The organism is Streptomyces sp. CB02366, from assembly GCF_001905905.1.
Lineage (GTDB): Bacteria > Actinomycetota > Actinomycetes > Streptomycetales > Streptomycetaceae > Streptomyces.
The window spans coordinates 66,041-80,394 of the sequence record NZ_LIVT01000014.1 but is presented as its reverse complement, the minus strand read 5'-3'; the positions used below and the strand labels follow the sequence as shown (position 1 = coordinate 80,394).

Sequence of the window (14,354 nt, the reverse complement as noted above, 5' to 3'; positions counted from 1 at the left end):
GCCCCGGCGGGGCGGGCGTGCTCCTCAGCCGTCGTCGAGCCAGCCCCGGGCACGCAGCTCCTCGACGAAACGGCCGAACGCGTCGTCCAGCGCCGGGCGTTCGGCCGCCACCGGTTCGACGAGGGCGCCACCGCTCACCATGGCGGCGGCGCTCGCCGCGAGGTTCTCGTGGAGGGTGCCGGTCGCGGCGAGGAGAGCCGCGCCGAACGCCGTCCCGGCGCGCTCGACGACCCGGACCGGGCGGTCCAGGGCGGTGGCCCGGATCGCCGTCCACACGGCGCTGCGACTGCCCCCGCCGGCGGCGTGCAGGGGGCCCAGCACCGGGACTCCCAGGCGCTCGACCCGTTCCAGCGCCAGGCGCTCGACGAACGCGACTCCTTCCATCGCGGCCCGGTGGGCGTCGGCCTCGTCGCGGGGACCGCCCAGTCGGAACCCCCGTGCCGCGCCGGAGACGAAGGGGAACCGTTCGCCGTCGCGGCGCAGCGGGTAGCGCACGTACGACGCCGGGCCCCGGGCCGCCGCGGCGGCGTCCAGCGCGGGCAGGCGGCCCGGGGCGGTGTCGGCCAGGCACTCCCCTCCGGTGTTGGACGCCCCGCCGGGCAGCCACCAGCCGTCGGGGTGGCGGTGGCTGTAGAAGGCTCCGCTCGCGTCGCGGACCAACTCCTCGGAGACCCCTTTGAGGACGTACGTGGTGCCGAGCACGCCCACGAACCGGCCGGGCTCGACCGCCCCGGTGGCGAGCTGGCCCGCACACCCGTCCGTCATCCCGAGGCGTACGGAGCACCCTTCGGGCAGTCCCGTGGCCTCGGCCGCCCCGGGGCCGACGGTTCCGGCCTCGGCGCCGGGGGCCCGTACCTCGGGCAGCAGCGCGAGCGGGAGTCCGAGGGCGTCGAAGACCTCGTGCGGCCACTCCGAGGCGCGGGCGTCGTAGCCGGTCTTGAGGGCGTGGCTCCAGTCCGTCGGCACGGGGTGGCCGGTCAGTTCGCGGCCGATGGCCTCGGGGGTGTGCAGGACGTGGCGCAGGGCTGAGCCGTACGTCCGCAGGCACCACACGGCTCTGCCGAGCGCGGCGGTGGGTCCCACCGACAGGCCGAGCGCGTCCCAGCGGGCGCTGCCCGCCCGCTGGGCCTCGGCGTTGAGGGCGGCGGCCCGCCGGTCGTCGTACATCAGGGCGGGGCCGAGCGGTTCGCCGCGGATCCCGGCGGGCACGATGGTTCCGGATGTGGCGGCCACGGCGACGGCGACCACCTCACGGCCGCCCCGGGGCAGTGCCGCCGTGGTGCGGCGCAGGGCCGAGCGCACGGCGGGCCACCACGACCGGGCGTCCTGCTCGCTCGTCCCCGCGGCGGTGCGCACGGGGGGCGGCAGGTCGTTCCGCGCCTCGGCGAGGACCCGGCCCCGTCCGTCCACGCACGCCACGCGGACGGACGCGGTCGCCACGTCGACGCCGATCACGGCCGGGGAGCGGACGGGGGTGCGGCGGGGCTCGCTGCTCATGGCGAGATGCGTCCTTCCCGGCGGGGCGGGCCCCACATGTCCGGGGATCACATGGCGGTCCGCCGCAATGGATGCGTACGTGTGAAATTAACACGCGTTCCATCACGGGGAGGTGGAGCCGCCCGGGGGTTCAGGACGTGGCGGCCACCGTCACCCGGGTCCGTTCGCGGAGCCCGGCGAGCAGGCCGGGGTCGGCCCCGTCGTCCACGACGAGGTGGTCCAGGTCGCCGAGGGGCCCCACCCGGTGCAGGGCGGTCCGGGCGAGCTTGGTGTGGTCCATGAGCATCACCTTCGTCGCCGCCGACGTGAGCATCGCCCGCTTGACCAGCACCACGTCCTGCTCCTGGTGGTAGGCCGCCCTGGCGTCCAGGGCCGAGGCGGAGACCGCCACGAGGTCCACGGAGAGCGCTTGGACCGCCTCGACGCACGGCATCCCGAGGAAGGAGTCGTGGGTGCGCGAGTACTCGCCGCCCAGGGCGATCAGGCGGATGTCCTCGCACCCGATGAAAACGTCGAGCACCCGGCGGGCGTTGGTGACCACGGTGAGCGGGCCGCGGCCGACCAGCAGGCCGGCCATGGCCAGCACCGTGGTGGAGTCGTCGAGCATCACCGACATACCGGGCTCCACCAGGGCGGCGGCGGCCCGCGCGACGGCGTTCTTCTCCGCCGCCTGAACGCCGAGGCGGTAGTCGAGACTCGACTCGAACACCGTGGACGGCAGGGCGGAGGCTCCGCCGCGGAAGCGTCGCAGCACCCCTTGCCGCGCGAGGTCGTCGAGGTCGCGGTGGACGGTCATCAGGCTGACGCCCGTGAGCCCGGCGAGTTCGGCGCCCGTGACCGTGCCCCGCTCCATGACGTGGTCGGCGATGAGCCGTCGGCGTTCTTCGGCGGATCTCTTGGTCATGGGGGCCAGTCTCCCGCAGGGGCCGGGCCGGACGCGGGGGCGGGGGGCGCCGGGGCGGTGGGCACGTTGAGCGAGCGCAGCGCCGTCCCCGTACCGCGGATCTCGATCTCCGTGACGGCCCCGTTGTCCAGGCGCGGGAAGACGTGCCGGTAGCGGCCCAGGGGCAGTCCGAGCAGATCGCACAGGGCGATGCGCAGCAGGGTGTTGTGCGCGACGACGAGCACCGTGCCCCCCTGGTGGCGGAGGGCGAGGTCGCGGAGGGCGGCGGTGGCCCGGGCCGCGGCGGCGGCGACGGGCTCCGAACCGGGGAAGGCGCCGGAGTCGGCGTTCTCGCGGAACCTGCGTACGGCTTCGGGGTCCTCCTCGGCCATCTCCTCGACGGTCCGGCCCTCGCCCCAGCCGAAGTCGACCTCCCGCAGCCCTTCCCGGACGTCCACGGCCAGGTGCAGCGCGGCGGCCGCGGGCGCGGCCGTCAACCGGGCGCGGCTGAGGGGCGAGCTGGCGACCGCGTCCACGCGGCGGCGGGCGGCCCAGGCACCGAGGCCGGCTCCCTGGGCGAGGCCCCGGGGCGTCAGGGCGACGTCGGTGACACCGGCGTACCGGTTCTCCGCGTGCCACTCGGTCTCGCCGTGCCGTACCAGCAGGAGACGAGAGGTCATGGGGCGGGCCCTTCCGGGAGCGGGGGCGGGAGGCGGCCCGTGTCGGCCGTACGCGCCGAGCACATTGCCGGTCCCCGTGAGCGCTGTTAAATTTAACAGAAATTTCACACCCTCGGCCCGGCCCGGGCGGCTCCGACCTGCTCGGCACGCTGCTCGACGGCTCTCCTCGCGGAAGGATTCCGACGTCATGCGCATCCTCGCCGCAGGCGACCATTTCGTCCGTCCCGCGCTGATCCGCGAGGCGGTGGGCCGGGAGCTGGCCCGCACGGGCCGGGAGGCGCCCGAGTTCGGTGAGCTGACCCTGCCCTGGCCCCACGAGCCCTTCGGGCCGGTCGGCGCGGTCCGCGAGGCGAGCGGCACGGAGGACGGGCTCGTCGAGGCCCTGGAGGGGGCGGCCGTCTGTGTGACGCAGATGGCCCCGTTCACCGAGCGGGTGTTCGCCGCCTCGCCGGAGTTGCGGTTCGTCGCCGTGTCGCGGGGCGGCCCGGTGAACGTGGACCTGGCCGCCGCCACCCGCCACGGCGTCCGGGTCAGCTTCGCCCCCGGCCGCAACGCCCCGGCCGCGGCGGAGTTCGCCGTGGGGTTGATGCTGGCCGCTTCACGGCGGATCAGCGCGGCGGACGCGGAGCTGAAGCGGGGCGTGTGGCGCGGCGATCTGTACGCGTACGAGGAGAGCGGCGGCGAGCTCGGCGGGTCCACGGTCGGGCTCGTCGGCTACGGCGCGATCGGCCGCATCGTGGCGCGGGTGATGCGCGCCTTCGGGGCCCGTGTGCTCGCGGCCGATCCGTACGCCGACCCCGTGGCCGTCGAGGCCGACGGCGTCGAGCCGGTCGAGCTCGACGACCTTCTGATCCGTAGTCAGATGGTGAGCCTGCACGCCCGGTTGACCGAGGAGACCCGTCATCTGCTGGACGCGCGCCGTCTGGGGCTGCTGCCTCGCGGCGCGGTCCTGGTGAACTCCGCGCGCGGGGGGCTCCTCGACCACGCGCCGCTGCCGGAGATGCTGCGCGGCGGACGTCTCGGAGCGCTCGCCCTCGACGTGTACGACCTCGAACCGATCCCCGCCGACTGGCCGCTGCACGGCGTGCCGAACGTGATCACCACCCCCCACCTCGCGGGGGCGACCCGGCAGACGGCGCACCGCGCCGCGGCCATCACCGCCGCGGAGGTGGGCCGTTTCCTGCGTGGGGAGGAGTTGTCCCACCTCGCGAACCCGGACGTCCTGGCGGCCGGCCGGCCCTGACGGCCGCCGCCGGCGGCCGGGAACCCTTCGGCTCATACGGGAGGCACCAGGCGTGAGCACCATCATCGGTGTGGACATCGGGACGTCGGTCACCAAGGCCGTGGCGTTCGACGGGGCGGGCCGCGCCCGGGCCGCCGCCGTCCGGCGCTCGCACGTGGAGATGCTGCCGGGCGGGCGGGTGGAGCAGGATCTCGACGACGTCGTGGCCGGGGTCGGCGAGGTGGTGCGCGAGGTCGCCCACGCGCTCGGCGGGCCGCCGGACGCCGTGGCGCTCACCGGGCAGGGGGACGGCCTGTGGCTGCGGGACGCCGGGGGCCGTCCGGTGCGGCCCGCCATCTCCTGGATGGACGCGCGGGCTTCGGAGCTGGTGACCCGGTGGCTGGCGGACGGCACGATCGGCGCCGCTTACGCGCACACGGGCTCGGGCATGTTCCCGGGGTGCCACGGCCCCCTGCTCCACTGGCTCCAGCAGTACGAGCCGCAGGCGCTGGACCGGGCGGCCGTCGCCGGGTACTGCGTGGACGCGGTGGCCCAGCACCTCACCGGCCGGGTGTGTCTGGACGCCTCCGACGCCACCCTGCCCTTCCTCGACCCGCGCACCCGCCGCTACGCGCCCGAGGCCCTGGCGGCGTGCGGCGTCGAGGGGCTCGCGGATCTGCTGCCGGCTCCCGCCGCCCCCGGCACGGTCCTCGGACTGGACGGCCGGGGCGCCCGCCTCCTGGGGCTGGCGGAAGGGCTGCCCGTGGTGGCGGGGCCGTACGACCTGCCGGCCTGCGCGATCGGCAGCGGGGTGCGCGCGGTGGGCGACGGGGTGCTCATCCTCGGCACGACCCTCGCGAGCCAGGTGCTGACCGACCGGGTGGACCTCGATCCGCGCGCCGAACCCGCCGGTATGTGGCTGTGCACGCCCGACCCCGGGCGGTGGTTGCGCGCCATGCCCGCGATGGTGGGGACGGCGGCGCTGGAGTGGGTGCTCGCTCTGGTGGGCGCGACCACGGCCGACGTGGACGCCCTGCTCACGGAGAGCCCGCCCGGCGCGCGGGGGGTCCACGCGTTCCCGTTCCTCTCCGAGGCGGGCGAGAGGGCCCCCTTCGTCGAACCGTCGGCGCAGGGCAGGCTCGACGGGCTCAGTCTGGCGTCCGGCCGGGCGGACGCCGTGCGCGCCGTCTGCGAGGCCATCGGCTACGCGGCCCGGCACTGTCTGGAGGCGGCGGGGCTGAGCGGGGTCCTCGCCCTGTGCGGGGGTGGCACGCGATCGGTGATGTGGGCCCGGCTGATGGCGGACGTGCTCGGCCGACCGGTCCGTATTCCGCTGGAGGAGCAGGTCGGGGCGCTCGGCGTGGTGTCCGTCGCCAGGGCCTCGCTGTCCCCCGGGTACGAGGCGCCGCCGGGACGCCACCGGGTGGTGGAGCCGCGCGAGGACGTACGGGCGCTGTACGAGGACGGATACGGGCGGTACCGGGCCGGGTTGGCGACGGCACGGGCCGGGTGGGGCGGCCGGGCACGGTAGCCGCCCCACCCCGGTGGTACACCGCCTCGGGACCGCCGGGGCCGAGGGAGTGGCCGGGCCGCCGGAGACGGGGACGACGCCGAACCCGGCGGCGGTGTCGCTGGACACGCGGTGGCCGGGGCGCCGCCCGGGCCGCCTGCCGGTGCGGGGGCGTCAGCCGGGTCCGGTCTCCGTCCGCCACCGCTCGTACAGGGCCGACAGCTCCGCTTCCATCGCGGGCGCCTCCGTGTCCACCAGCCGGACCTGGGCTCCGGGGCCGGAGAGGTCCGCCCGGTAGGGGTGGGACGGGCCGGGCGGGCGGGCTCCGAGGGCGGTGACCGAGCCGATGACCCGGTTCGGGCCGAGGATGCCGGGCAGTTCGCGTAGTTCGCGGTCGGTGAGGTCCAGATCCTCGACCAGCAGTTCCCGGCCCTCGTGCACGGCCCTCGTCGTCGCCCGGAGCCGACCGCCGCGTTCGCCGGAACGGCCCAGGACGAGGGTGTCGCGCCAGAGCATCCGGGCGCCGGGGGCGAGCGTCACCTCCATCGCGCGCTCGACCCGGGCCCCGTCCGCGACCACGAACGGCTGTCCGTCCCAGTCCAGCCGCCCGCCCGCCGCGATGTCGACCGTGGCCCGCCAGGACGAGGCGCCGCCCCGGTGGTCGTACGCCACCAGGCCGGAGGGCTCCACCAGTTCGAGGCGGGCGTCCGGGCCGACCGTGATGCGCAGTCGCAGGTCGTCACCGGCCAGCAGGCCCGCCCGGGTGCCGACGAGGGCGATCCGCAGGCGGTCCGTGCCGGGCAGCAGGGGCCGGGGGGCGAGGAAGGCTCCGGGGGTCAGCTCGCGGGCGAGGTGCCGGCCCGAGGCGTCCCGCTCCACGGTGACGACGGTGGGGTCGTGGGGCTCGCCCCTGTGCCCGGCGGGCGGGGTGGGGCCGGTCACCGGGGGTCGTGGCGGTGGCTGTGGGGCGCCATGGGCCCCGGGTCGGTGGGGACGTGGGCGCCGGAGCGGTGGCGTACCAGCACCGACCTCACCCAGTCGGCCAGCCGTGCGATCGACTCCGGGTCGTGCTTGGACAGTGCGAGGACGGGCAGCCCGCCGCGGGCGTGTTCGGCGTCGGCGACCATCGCGGCCACGTCGACCTCCACATGGGGCGCCAGGTCGGTCTTGTTGATGACCAGGAGGTCCGCGCCGGTGATGCCCGGCCCGCCCTTGCGGGCGACGTCGCCGCCGCCCGCGACGTCGATGCTGAAGAGCTGGGCGTCGGCGAGGGCGGGGCTGAAGGTGGCGGTGAGGTTGTCGCCGCCGCTCTCGATGAGGACCAGGTCCAGCGGCCCGTACGCCTCTTCCAGGTCCTCGACGGCGTCGAGGTTGGCGCTCACGTCGTCGCGGATCGCGGTGTGGGGGCAGGCGCCCGTCTCGACGGCCCGGATGCGTTCGGTGGGCAGGACTCCGGCGGAGCGGAGGAAGCGGGCGTCCTCGTCGGTGTAGATGTCGTTGGTGACGACGGCCATGGAGAGTTCGCCGGCCAGCTCCCGGCAGAGGGTGGCGAGGATGGAGCTCTTGCCGGTGCCGACGGGGCCGGCGACGCCGATGCGCAGGGCGCGCGGCTGGTTGAGCGGCTGGTGGTAGTGCTCGTTGGGGCCCGGGGCGGGAGCTGCCGGGTGCTGGGTGGATGCGGTGTCAGGCAAGGAAGAGTCTCCGTTCGCGTCGGTCGTGTTCGAGTGCCCACAGTTCGGTGAGCGGCGGGGTACGGGCGGGCAGGTCGGCGGGGTTGCGTACGGCCAGCGCTTCGGTGACGACGGCCTCGGCCTCCGGTTCGGCGGCGACGATCCACGCGACCGAGTCGAGCGGGTCGCCGGGCAGCAGCTTGAGCGCGGCGGAGGCGATGGTCTGGAGTTCGTCGTAGACGACGCCGTGGGCGAGCTCCTCCTCCCCCACGTCCAGTACGGCGGCGAGCGCCCCGAGGGCGATCGGCCTCAGGGGGCGCGGCCGGAGTCCGGCCAGGGCGGTGACGGCCGGATGGTCGGGGGCGAGGCGGCGGGCGAGGCGGTGCACGCCCCGGCCCAGGGCGGCGGACGCCTCGCGCAGGGGTGCGACCGGTGTCCGGGCGGCGAGCGCCCGCTGTACGGGGTCGTAGTCCACCGGGTCGTGGAGGGCGGCCCGCAGGGCGAGTACGGCGGCCGCCGCTTCGGTGACGGCGCCGGTGTGCAGCCGGGCCCTGAGCAGGGCGGGCACCCGAGCACGGGTGAGCCCCGCGGCGACGGCCGGTTCGAGGCCCGCGCTGTAGGTGTGGGCGCCGACGGGGAGGCGTCCGTCGGTGAGGAGGAAGGGGGCGAGGGACGCCATCAGAACATGCTGTACCGCTGGGCGAGCGGCAGTTCGGCGGCGGGGGCGGGCTCGACCGGCTCCCCGTCGATGCGGATGGCGAAGGTCTCCGGGTCCACGTCGATGGCCGGGAGCGCGGTGTTGTTCGGCAGGTCCGCCTTGGTGAGGTGGCGGGTCGGCCGTACGGCGACCAGTTCCCTCACGAGGCCGAGCCGTTCGGCCAGTCCGTTCTCCAGTGCCAAGGGGGAGACGAAGCTGACCGACAGGTGCGGTGCGGCCCCGGCGGCGGCGGTGGGGCGCAGCAGGACCGGCTGGGTGGTGGGGATCGCCGCTCCCGCGTCGCCCAGGGGCGCGTACACGGCCATGCCGCCCTTGATGACGGCGGCGGGCCGGATGCCGAAGAAGGCGGGATCCCAGAGGACCAGGTCGGCGAGTTTGCCGGGTTCCACGGAGCCGACGACGTGGTCGATGCCGTGGGCGACGGCGGGGCAGATCGTGTACTTGGCGACGTACCTGCGGGCTCGTTCGTTGTCGGCGGGCAGGGCGCTGCCGCGGTCTCCGAAGCGCTGTTTCATGACGTGGGCGACCTGCCAGGTGCGGCAGACGACCTCGCCGATGCGGCCCATGGCCTGGGCGTCGGAGGAGGTGATGGAGAGGGCGCCGATGTCGTGCAGCACGTCCTCGGCGGCGATGGTGGTGGCGCGGATGCGGGACTCGGCGAACGCGAGGTCCTCGGGGACGCGGGGGTTGAGGTGGTGGCACACCATCAGCATGTCGAGGTGTTCGGCGACGGTGTTGACGGTGTGCGGGAGCGTCGGGTTGGTGGACGCCGGGAGGATGTTGGGGTGGGAGGCGACGGTGATGATGTCGGGGGCGTGGCCGCCGCCCGCGCCCTCCGCGTGGAAGACGTGGATGGAGCGCCCGGCGATCGCGCCCAGGGTGCCTTCGACGTAGCCGACCTCGTTGAGGCTGTCGGCGTGCAGGGCCACTTGGAGTCCGTAGGCGTCGGCCGCCCGGAGCGCGGCGTCGATCGCGGCGGGGGTGGCGCCCCAGTCCTCGTGGACCTTGTAGCCGCCGGCGCCGTCGAGGGCGGCCTCGCGCAGGGCGTCCTCCCCGACGGTGGAGCCCTTGGCGAACAGCATGACGTTGAGCGGGACGCGGTCCAGGGACCGGTGCATCATGGCGAGATTGAACGCGCCGGGCGTGACGGTGGTGGCCTTGGAGCCCTCGGTGGCTCCGGTGCCGCCGCCGATGACGGTGGTGGTGCCGGTGGCGAGCGCCTCGTGGAGGGTCTCGGGCATCAGGAAGTGGACGTGGGTGTCCACGGCCCCGGCGGTGAGGATGCGGCCTTCGCCGGAGATGACGTCGGTGCCCGGCCCGATCACCAGGCCGGGGTGGACGCCGTCGCTGATGTCGGGGTTGCCGGAGCGGCCCAGGGCCACGATCCGGCCGTCGCGGACGCCGACATCGGTCTTGACGACGCCCCAGTGGTCCAGGACGACCGCGTTGGTGATGACGAGGTCGGGTGCGCCGTCGGCGCGGGAGGCGGTGGACTGGGCCATCGACTCGCGGATGGACTTGCCGCCCCCGAAGACGGCCTCGTCGCCGCCGAAGCAGCGGTCCTCCTCGACCTCGATCCACAGATCGGTGTCGGCGAGGCGGATGCGGTCCCCCGTGGTGGGTCCGTAGAGCGAGGCGTAGGCGGCGCGGGTCAACTGGGCCATGTCACAGGTCCTCCGTCCTGGGTGCGGTGGGGTCGGCGGGGTCGGCGGTCCGGGTGCCGGGCGGCACGATGCCGGGAACCCGGCGGCGGCCCCGCAGTTCCACGAGGGTGACGTCGACGCCGACCCCCGGTTCGAAGCGCAGGGAGGTACCGGAGGGGATATCGAGTCGAAATCCCCGGGACGCGGCACGGTCGAAAGAAAGTGCTGGATTCGCGTCGAAGAAATGCAGATGAGATCCGACCTGAATGGGCCGGTCGCCGTCGTTCACGACGGTGATCGACACCATCGCCTTTTCGGCGTTGATGTGCAGCACCCCGGAACCGGTCCGGATGTCGCCCGGGATCACGGTATCGGCGAGGTGATCGTGACAAGCTTGCGCCCGTCCGGGAAGGTCGCTTCGACCTGTACGTCGTGGAGCATCTCGGGAACGCCTTCCAGCACGTCAGCCCGGGTGAGCACGGTCCTCCCCGCCGTCATCAGCTCACTGACGGAAGCCCCGTCGCGGGCCCGCTCCATGGCCCAGCAGGCGAGCAGCGCGACGGCTTCCGGGTAGTTGAGGCGGACACCGCGCGCCCGCCGGTCGCGGGCGACCATTCCGGCGACGCTCAGCAGCAATTTCTCCGTGTCGGACGGAGTGAGAAACATGGGAAACCTCCATGGCGGCCTCCCCGGAATTCCCGGCGGCGCCTGATCCACATGCCTCTTATAGCTCTTTCTTCGGACGGGTGGCAAATTTTTCCGCACGGCAAAAAATCCCTTTTTGTGGTTACGACCCACTACATACGGGCAAAGCGTGCAAAATTTGCCCCCGGGCGGCCGGGGCGAGACCACCCGGAAGGGCCGCCCGGTGGCTCCGGCCGAGACCCGGGGCCGATCCGGCTCCACCGGGCGCGGCGGCGTTCCGTCACAGGGGCCGGCCCGGTCCGTCCGAGCCGGTCGGGGGCGCTCCGCGAACAGGCCGGATCGTGATGGTCCGCTGTTACACAACGATCATTGAGTGCGTCTCAACGGCCTCGGCATACTCGGGAATCCGGGGCCGAACGCGTATCCGAACGCACCCCGGGCGGCTGGGCTTTCGCCCGCCGAACCACTCCTGAGCAGGGACCATCTTGCGAAAACGATCAACGAGGACGTATGCCCTCGTCGCTGCGGCCGCGGTCGCCCTCACGGCGGGCATGACCGGCCCGGCGACGGCGAAGACCGGCGGCCCGGGCACGGCACTCCCGGACACGGCGTTCCCGGGCGAGGCCAAGGGCGCCAAGCCGGGAGACCGGTCCGGTGAGACCGTCACCCTGATCACCGGCGACCGGGTATTCGTGGACTCCCGCGGTCGCGCCGGCGGGATCCAGCGGGCGAAGGGCCGCGAGGACATGCCCTTCTTCACCGAGACCCGGGACGGCCGCACCTATGTGGTGCCGCGAGACGCCCGGCGGCTGATCGCCGACGGAACGCTGGACCGGCGGCTGTTCGACGTCACCGAACTCGCCACGGCACAGAGCCGCAAGGCCCACCGCGCCGGGCTCAAGGTGATCGTCGGCTACCGGGGCGCCGGAGCCCGGACAGCCCGCGCCGAGGTGCGCTCCTCGGAGGGCACCACGCTCCGCCGGACCCTCTCGGTCCTCGACGCCGACGCCGTCACCGGCGCCGACAGCGCCGCCGGGAGCACGGGTGCGCTGTGGGACGCCCTGACCCGGCCGCGTGCGGACGGGTCGGCGGCCGTGTCGTCCGGCATCGCACGGATCTGGCTGGACGGCGTGCGGAAGGCGACGCTCGACCGCAGCACGGCTCGGATCGGCGCTCCGGCCGCCTGGGCCCGGTCGTACGACGGCAGCGGTGTGAAGATCGCCGTCGTGGACACCGGGATCGACGCCACCCACCCCGATCTCGCGGGCAAGGTGGTGGCCGAGCGCAACTTCAGCGGCTCCTCCGACGCCAAGGACCGCAACGGGCACGGCACGCACGTGGCCTCCACCGCGGCCGGTACGGGGGCGAAGGACGCCCGGTTCAAGGGCGTGGCGCCCGGGGCGCAGCTGATCAACGCCAAGGTGCTCGACGACCACGGCGTGGGCGACGACTCCGGCATCATCGCCGGCGTGGACTGGGCCGTCGCCCAGGGCGCGGACGTCATCAACATGAGCCTGGGCAGCACCGACACCGACGGGATCGACCCGATGGAGGCCCAGGTGAACAGGGTCTCCGCCGAGAAGGGCGTCCTGTTCGCGGTGGCCTCCGGCAACAACGGGCCGGCGCGGGGGACGGTCGCCTCCCCGGGCAGCGCCGACGCGGCGCTGACGGTCGGGGCGGTGGACGACGACGATGCGATCGCGGACTTCTCCAGCGCCGGTCCCCGGGTCGGGGACGGTGCGGTCAAGCCGGACCTGACAGCACCGGGCGTGGCGATCACGGCGGCGGCCGCGGCGGGCACGGGCGATCAGAACCCTCCCGGCTACACCACCATGGACGGCACCTCGATGGCGACCCCGCACGTGGCGGGCGCGGCCGCGATCCTCAAGCAGAAGAACCCCGCCTGGACCGGAGCGCAGCTCAAGGCCGCCCTGACGGGTTCGGCGGAGGGCGGCTCCCCCACCGTGTTCCAGCAGGGCGCGGGCCGCCTCGCCGTGGGCAGGGCGATCGACCAGACCGTCGTCTCCGAGCCGGTCTCCGTCAACCTGGGCGCCCAGGCGTGGCCCCACACCGACGACGCCCCCGTCACCCGGCAGGTGACGTACCGCAACAGCGGCTCCGCCGACGTGACGCTGGACCTGGAGCTCGCGGCGCCCACCGGCGGCGACGGGCGGCCGGCGCCGGCCGGGTTCTTCGCCCTCGGCGCGCAGCGGGTCACGGTCCCGGCGGGCGGCGCCGCCGAGGTGAGCCTGACGGCGGACACCCGCCTCGGCGGCACGGTCGACGGTTCGTACGCGGTCACGGTCGTCGCGACCGGCGGCGGTCAGACGGTGCGCACCCCGGCCGCGGTGGACCGGGAGAGCGAGTCGTACGACGTCACGTTCAAGACCCTCGACCGCGACGGCGCGGTCGGCTCCAACTGGCAGGCCGACCTGAAGGGTTACCGCGACTCCGCCGCGGGCCTGCGGTTCCTTCCCGACCTGTCGTCGGGCACCGCCACGGTCCGCCTTCCGCGCGGCACCTACAGCCTCGCGGCCGACATGCTGGTCGACCCGGCGGCCCCGAGGAAGGGCGCCGACCTGATCAGTGTTCCCGAGCTCTCGGTGACCGGCCCCACCACCGTCACCCTGGACGCCCGCACCACCCGGCCCGTGAACGTCAAGGTGCCGGACCCGGACGCGCGTTCCACCCGTGCGGGGATGATGTACACGGTGAGCACGCCCGAGACGTTCATCATGGAGGGCGCCGAGTTCAGCGGCTTCGACAACCTCCGCACCGCCTACCAGGGCGGGGAGATGGCCGAGGGCGTCCTCGCCCAGCAGTGGTCCGCGCACTGGGAGCGCAACGGCACCGAGTACAACGTCCTCACCGGCGGCCCGGTCCGTGAGCTGGCCACCGGCTTCGACAAGACCTACGCGGTCAAGGACATGGCCCTGGTGAAGGCGAGCATCGGGTCGTCCGCGCCGGGCGCCGACGGCGCTCTCGCGGCGCACGGCCTGCTCGACTACGGAGGCGGCGTCGACGCCCTCTACACGGTGCGTCCCGCTCCGGAGACGCGCAAGGTGTACCTGTCCACGGAGGGCGGGGCCGCCTGGAACATCGTCGCGGGCGTCCTGGGCGCCGCGGACGCGGACGGCAACCGCTCCTTCGACTCGGCCTTCGAACTCGGCGGGCACAAGCGGTTCGCGGCGGGCAGGACCTACACCGAGACCTTCAACGTCGGTGTGCTGGGGCCGCGGATGGGTGCGGACGAGAGGATCGTGCGCGACGGCGACGACATCTACGGTGCGTTCCCGATGATCAGCGACGGGGCGGGCCACTCCGGGTTCGCCGAGTACACCGAGGCGAGGACCACGATCCACCGCAACGGCGAGCTGTTCCTCCGGAAGGACGCCGCCATCGACCGGGAACTCTTCACGCTGACGCCCGAGTCCGCCGCGTACAAGGTGGCGACCACCGTCCACCGGGATCCGAAGGTCAACCGTACGGGCACGCGGATCGACGCCTCCTGGTCCTTCACCTCGGCCGCCACCGCGAGTCCGACGGCCCTGCCCGTCTCCACGGTCCGCTTCCTGCCGAAGCTCGCCCTGGACTCCACCGTTCCGGCCGGCGGCGTGCACACCTTCCCGGTCCAGGTGCAGGGCGCGGCGGCTGGCGCCAACCTGAAGTCGCTGCGCGTCCTGGTCTCGTACGACGGTGCGACGTGGCAGTCCGTGCCGGTCGTCGCGGGGAACGTCGCGGTGTTCGGTCCGGAGAAGGGCAAGGCGCTCTCGTTGCGGGCCGTCGTCTCCGACAAGAGCGGCAACGAGTCGACGGTCACGGTCCACAACGCCTTCTTCGGCCGGTGAGACCACCCCGGTCGCAGGGCTGAGCCCGCCCTTCGCGG

General features: G+C 74.2%; 12 protein-coding genes. 3 read left to right on the top strand and 9 right to left on the bottom strand.

Annotation, left to right across the window (positions count from 1 at the left end):
• Nucleotides 1–24: 24 nt before the first annotated feature.
• The 3 genes from AMK24_RS28010 to AMK24_RS28000 form a co-directional block, all read right to left on the bottom strand.
• Nucleotides 25–1,497, bottom strand: coding sequence for an FGGY-family carbohydrate kinase (locus tag AMK24_RS28010; RefSeq protein WP_073771688.1), 1,473 nt, complete (start codon nt 1,495–1,497; stop codon nt 25–27).
• Nucleotides 1,498–1,627: 130 nt separating this feature from the next.
• Nucleotides 1,628–2,401 (bottom strand): DeoR/GlpR family DNA-binding transcription regulator, encoded by a 774-nt coding sequence (locus AMK24_RS28005; protein WP_073771687.1) that lies wholly within the window; start codon nt 2,399–2,401, stop codon nt 1,628–1,630.
• Nucleotides 2,398–3,060: a histidine phosphatase family protein gene (locus tag AMK24_RS28000; protein ID WP_073771686.1), complete on the bottom strand. Its 663-nt coding sequence runs from the start codon at nt 3,058–3,060 to the stop codon at nt 2,398–2,400. The genes AMK24_RS28005 and AMK24_RS28000 overlap by 4 nt, the downstream gene beginning before the upstream one ends.
• A gap of 187 nt (nt 3,061–3,247) precedes the next feature.
• Here AMK24_RS28000 and AMK24_RS27995 point away from each other — a divergent pair, with 187 nt between their 5' ends.
• Nucleotides 3,248–4,303, top strand: coding sequence for a 2-hydroxyacid dehydrogenase (locus AMK24_RS27995; protein WP_073771685.1), 1,056 nt, complete (start codon nt 3,248–3,250; stop codon nt 4,301–4,303).
• Nucleotides 4,304–4,355: 52 nt separating this feature from the next.
• A complete protein-coding gene (locus AMK24_RS27990) occupies nt 4,356–5,813 on the top strand; it encodes an FGGY-family carbohydrate kinase (RefSeq protein WP_073771684.1) in 1,458 nt (485 codons plus the stop codon).
• Between the two features lie 153 nt (nt 5,814–5,966).
• On the opposite strand, the gene AMK24_RS27985 is transcribed toward AMK24_RS27990, so the two are convergent.
• From AMK24_RS27985 to AMK24_RS27960, 6 genes are read right to left on the bottom strand one after another with little or no spacing between them, the layout of a single operon-like run.
• Nucleotides 5,967–6,734 (bottom strand): urease accessory protein UreD, encoded by a 768-nt coding sequence (locus AMK24_RS27985; protein ID WP_073771683.1) that lies wholly within the window; start codon nt 6,732–6,734, stop codon nt 5,967–5,969.
• Nucleotides 6,731–7,483, bottom strand: coding sequence for an urease accessory protein UreG (gene ureG, locus AMK24_RS27980; protein ID WP_073771682.1), 753 nt, complete (start codon nt 7,481–7,483; stop codon nt 6,731–6,733). The genes AMK24_RS27985 and ureG overlap by 4 nt, the downstream gene beginning before the upstream one ends.
• Nucleotides 7,476–8,141 (bottom strand): urease accessory protein UreF, encoded by a 666-nt coding sequence (locus AMK24_RS27975; protein WP_073771681.1) that lies wholly within the window; start codon nt 8,139–8,141, stop codon nt 7,476–7,478. The genes ureG and AMK24_RS27975 overlap by 8 nt, the downstream gene beginning before the upstream one ends.
• Nucleotides 8,141–9,844, bottom strand: coding sequence for an urease subunit alpha (locus AMK24_RS27970; RefSeq protein WP_073771680.1), 1,704 nt, complete (start codon nt 9,842–9,844; stop codon nt 8,141–8,143). The genes AMK24_RS27975 and AMK24_RS27970 overlap by 1 nt, the downstream gene beginning before the upstream one ends.
• A 1-nt stretch (nt 9,845) precedes the next feature.
• Nucleotides 9,846–10,190 (bottom strand): urease subunit beta, encoded by a 345-nt coding sequence (locus tag AMK24_RS27965; RefSeq protein WP_073771679.1) that lies wholly within the window; start codon nt 10,188–10,190, stop codon nt 9,846–9,848.
• On the bottom strand, nt 10,187–10,489 hold the full coding sequence (locus AMK24_RS27960; RefSeq protein WP_073771678.1) for an urease subunit gamma: 303 nt from the start codon (nt 10,487–10,489) through the stop codon (nt 10,187–10,189). Before AMK24_RS27960 ends, AMK24_RS27965 begins: the two co-directional genes overlap by 4 nt.
• A gap of 464 nt (nt 10,490–10,953) precedes the next feature.
• On the opposite strand from AMK24_RS27960, the gene AMK24_RS27955 reads away from it, so the two are divergent.
• The gene (locus AMK24_RS27955; RefSeq protein WP_073771677.1) at nt 10,954–14,316 is read left to right on the top strand and encodes a S8 family peptidase; all 3,363 of its coding nucleotides are present in this window, start codon (nt 10,954–10,956) and stop codon (nt 14,314–14,316) included.
• The last annotated feature ends 38 nt before the right edge of the window (nt 14,317–14,354 follow it).

Bases quoted from the DNA above. Each gene is read 5' to 3' on its own strand.
- AMK24_RS27995 (WP_073771685.1), top strand. From the start codon at position 3,248: ATGCGCATCCTCGCCGCAGGCGACCATTTCGTCCGTCCCGCGCTGATC.
- AMK24_RS27960 (WP_073771678.1), bottom strand. From the start codon at position 10,489: ATGTTTCTCACTCCGTCCGACACGGAGAAATTGCTGCTGAGCGTCGCC.
- AMK24_RS28000 (WP_073771686.1), bottom strand. From the start codon at position 3,060: ATGACCTCTCGTCTCCTGCTGGTACGGCACGGCGAGACCGAGTGGCAC.
- AMK24_RS28010 (WP_073771688.1), bottom strand. From the start codon at position 1,497: ATGAGCAGCGAGCCCCGCCGCACCCCCGTCCGCTCCCCGGCCGTGATC.
- AMK24_RS27970 (WP_073771680.1), bottom strand. From the start codon at position 9,844: ATGGCCCAGTTGACCCGCGCCGCCTACGCCTCGCTCTACGGACCCACC.
- AMK24_RS28005 (WP_073771687.1), bottom strand. From the start codon at position 2,401: ATGACCAAGAGATCCGCCGAAGAACGCCGACGGCTCATCGCCGACCAC.
- AMK24_RS27975 (WP_073771681.1), bottom strand. From the start codon at position 8,141: ATGGCGTCCCTCGCCCCCTTCCTCCTCACCGACGGACGCCTCCCCGTC.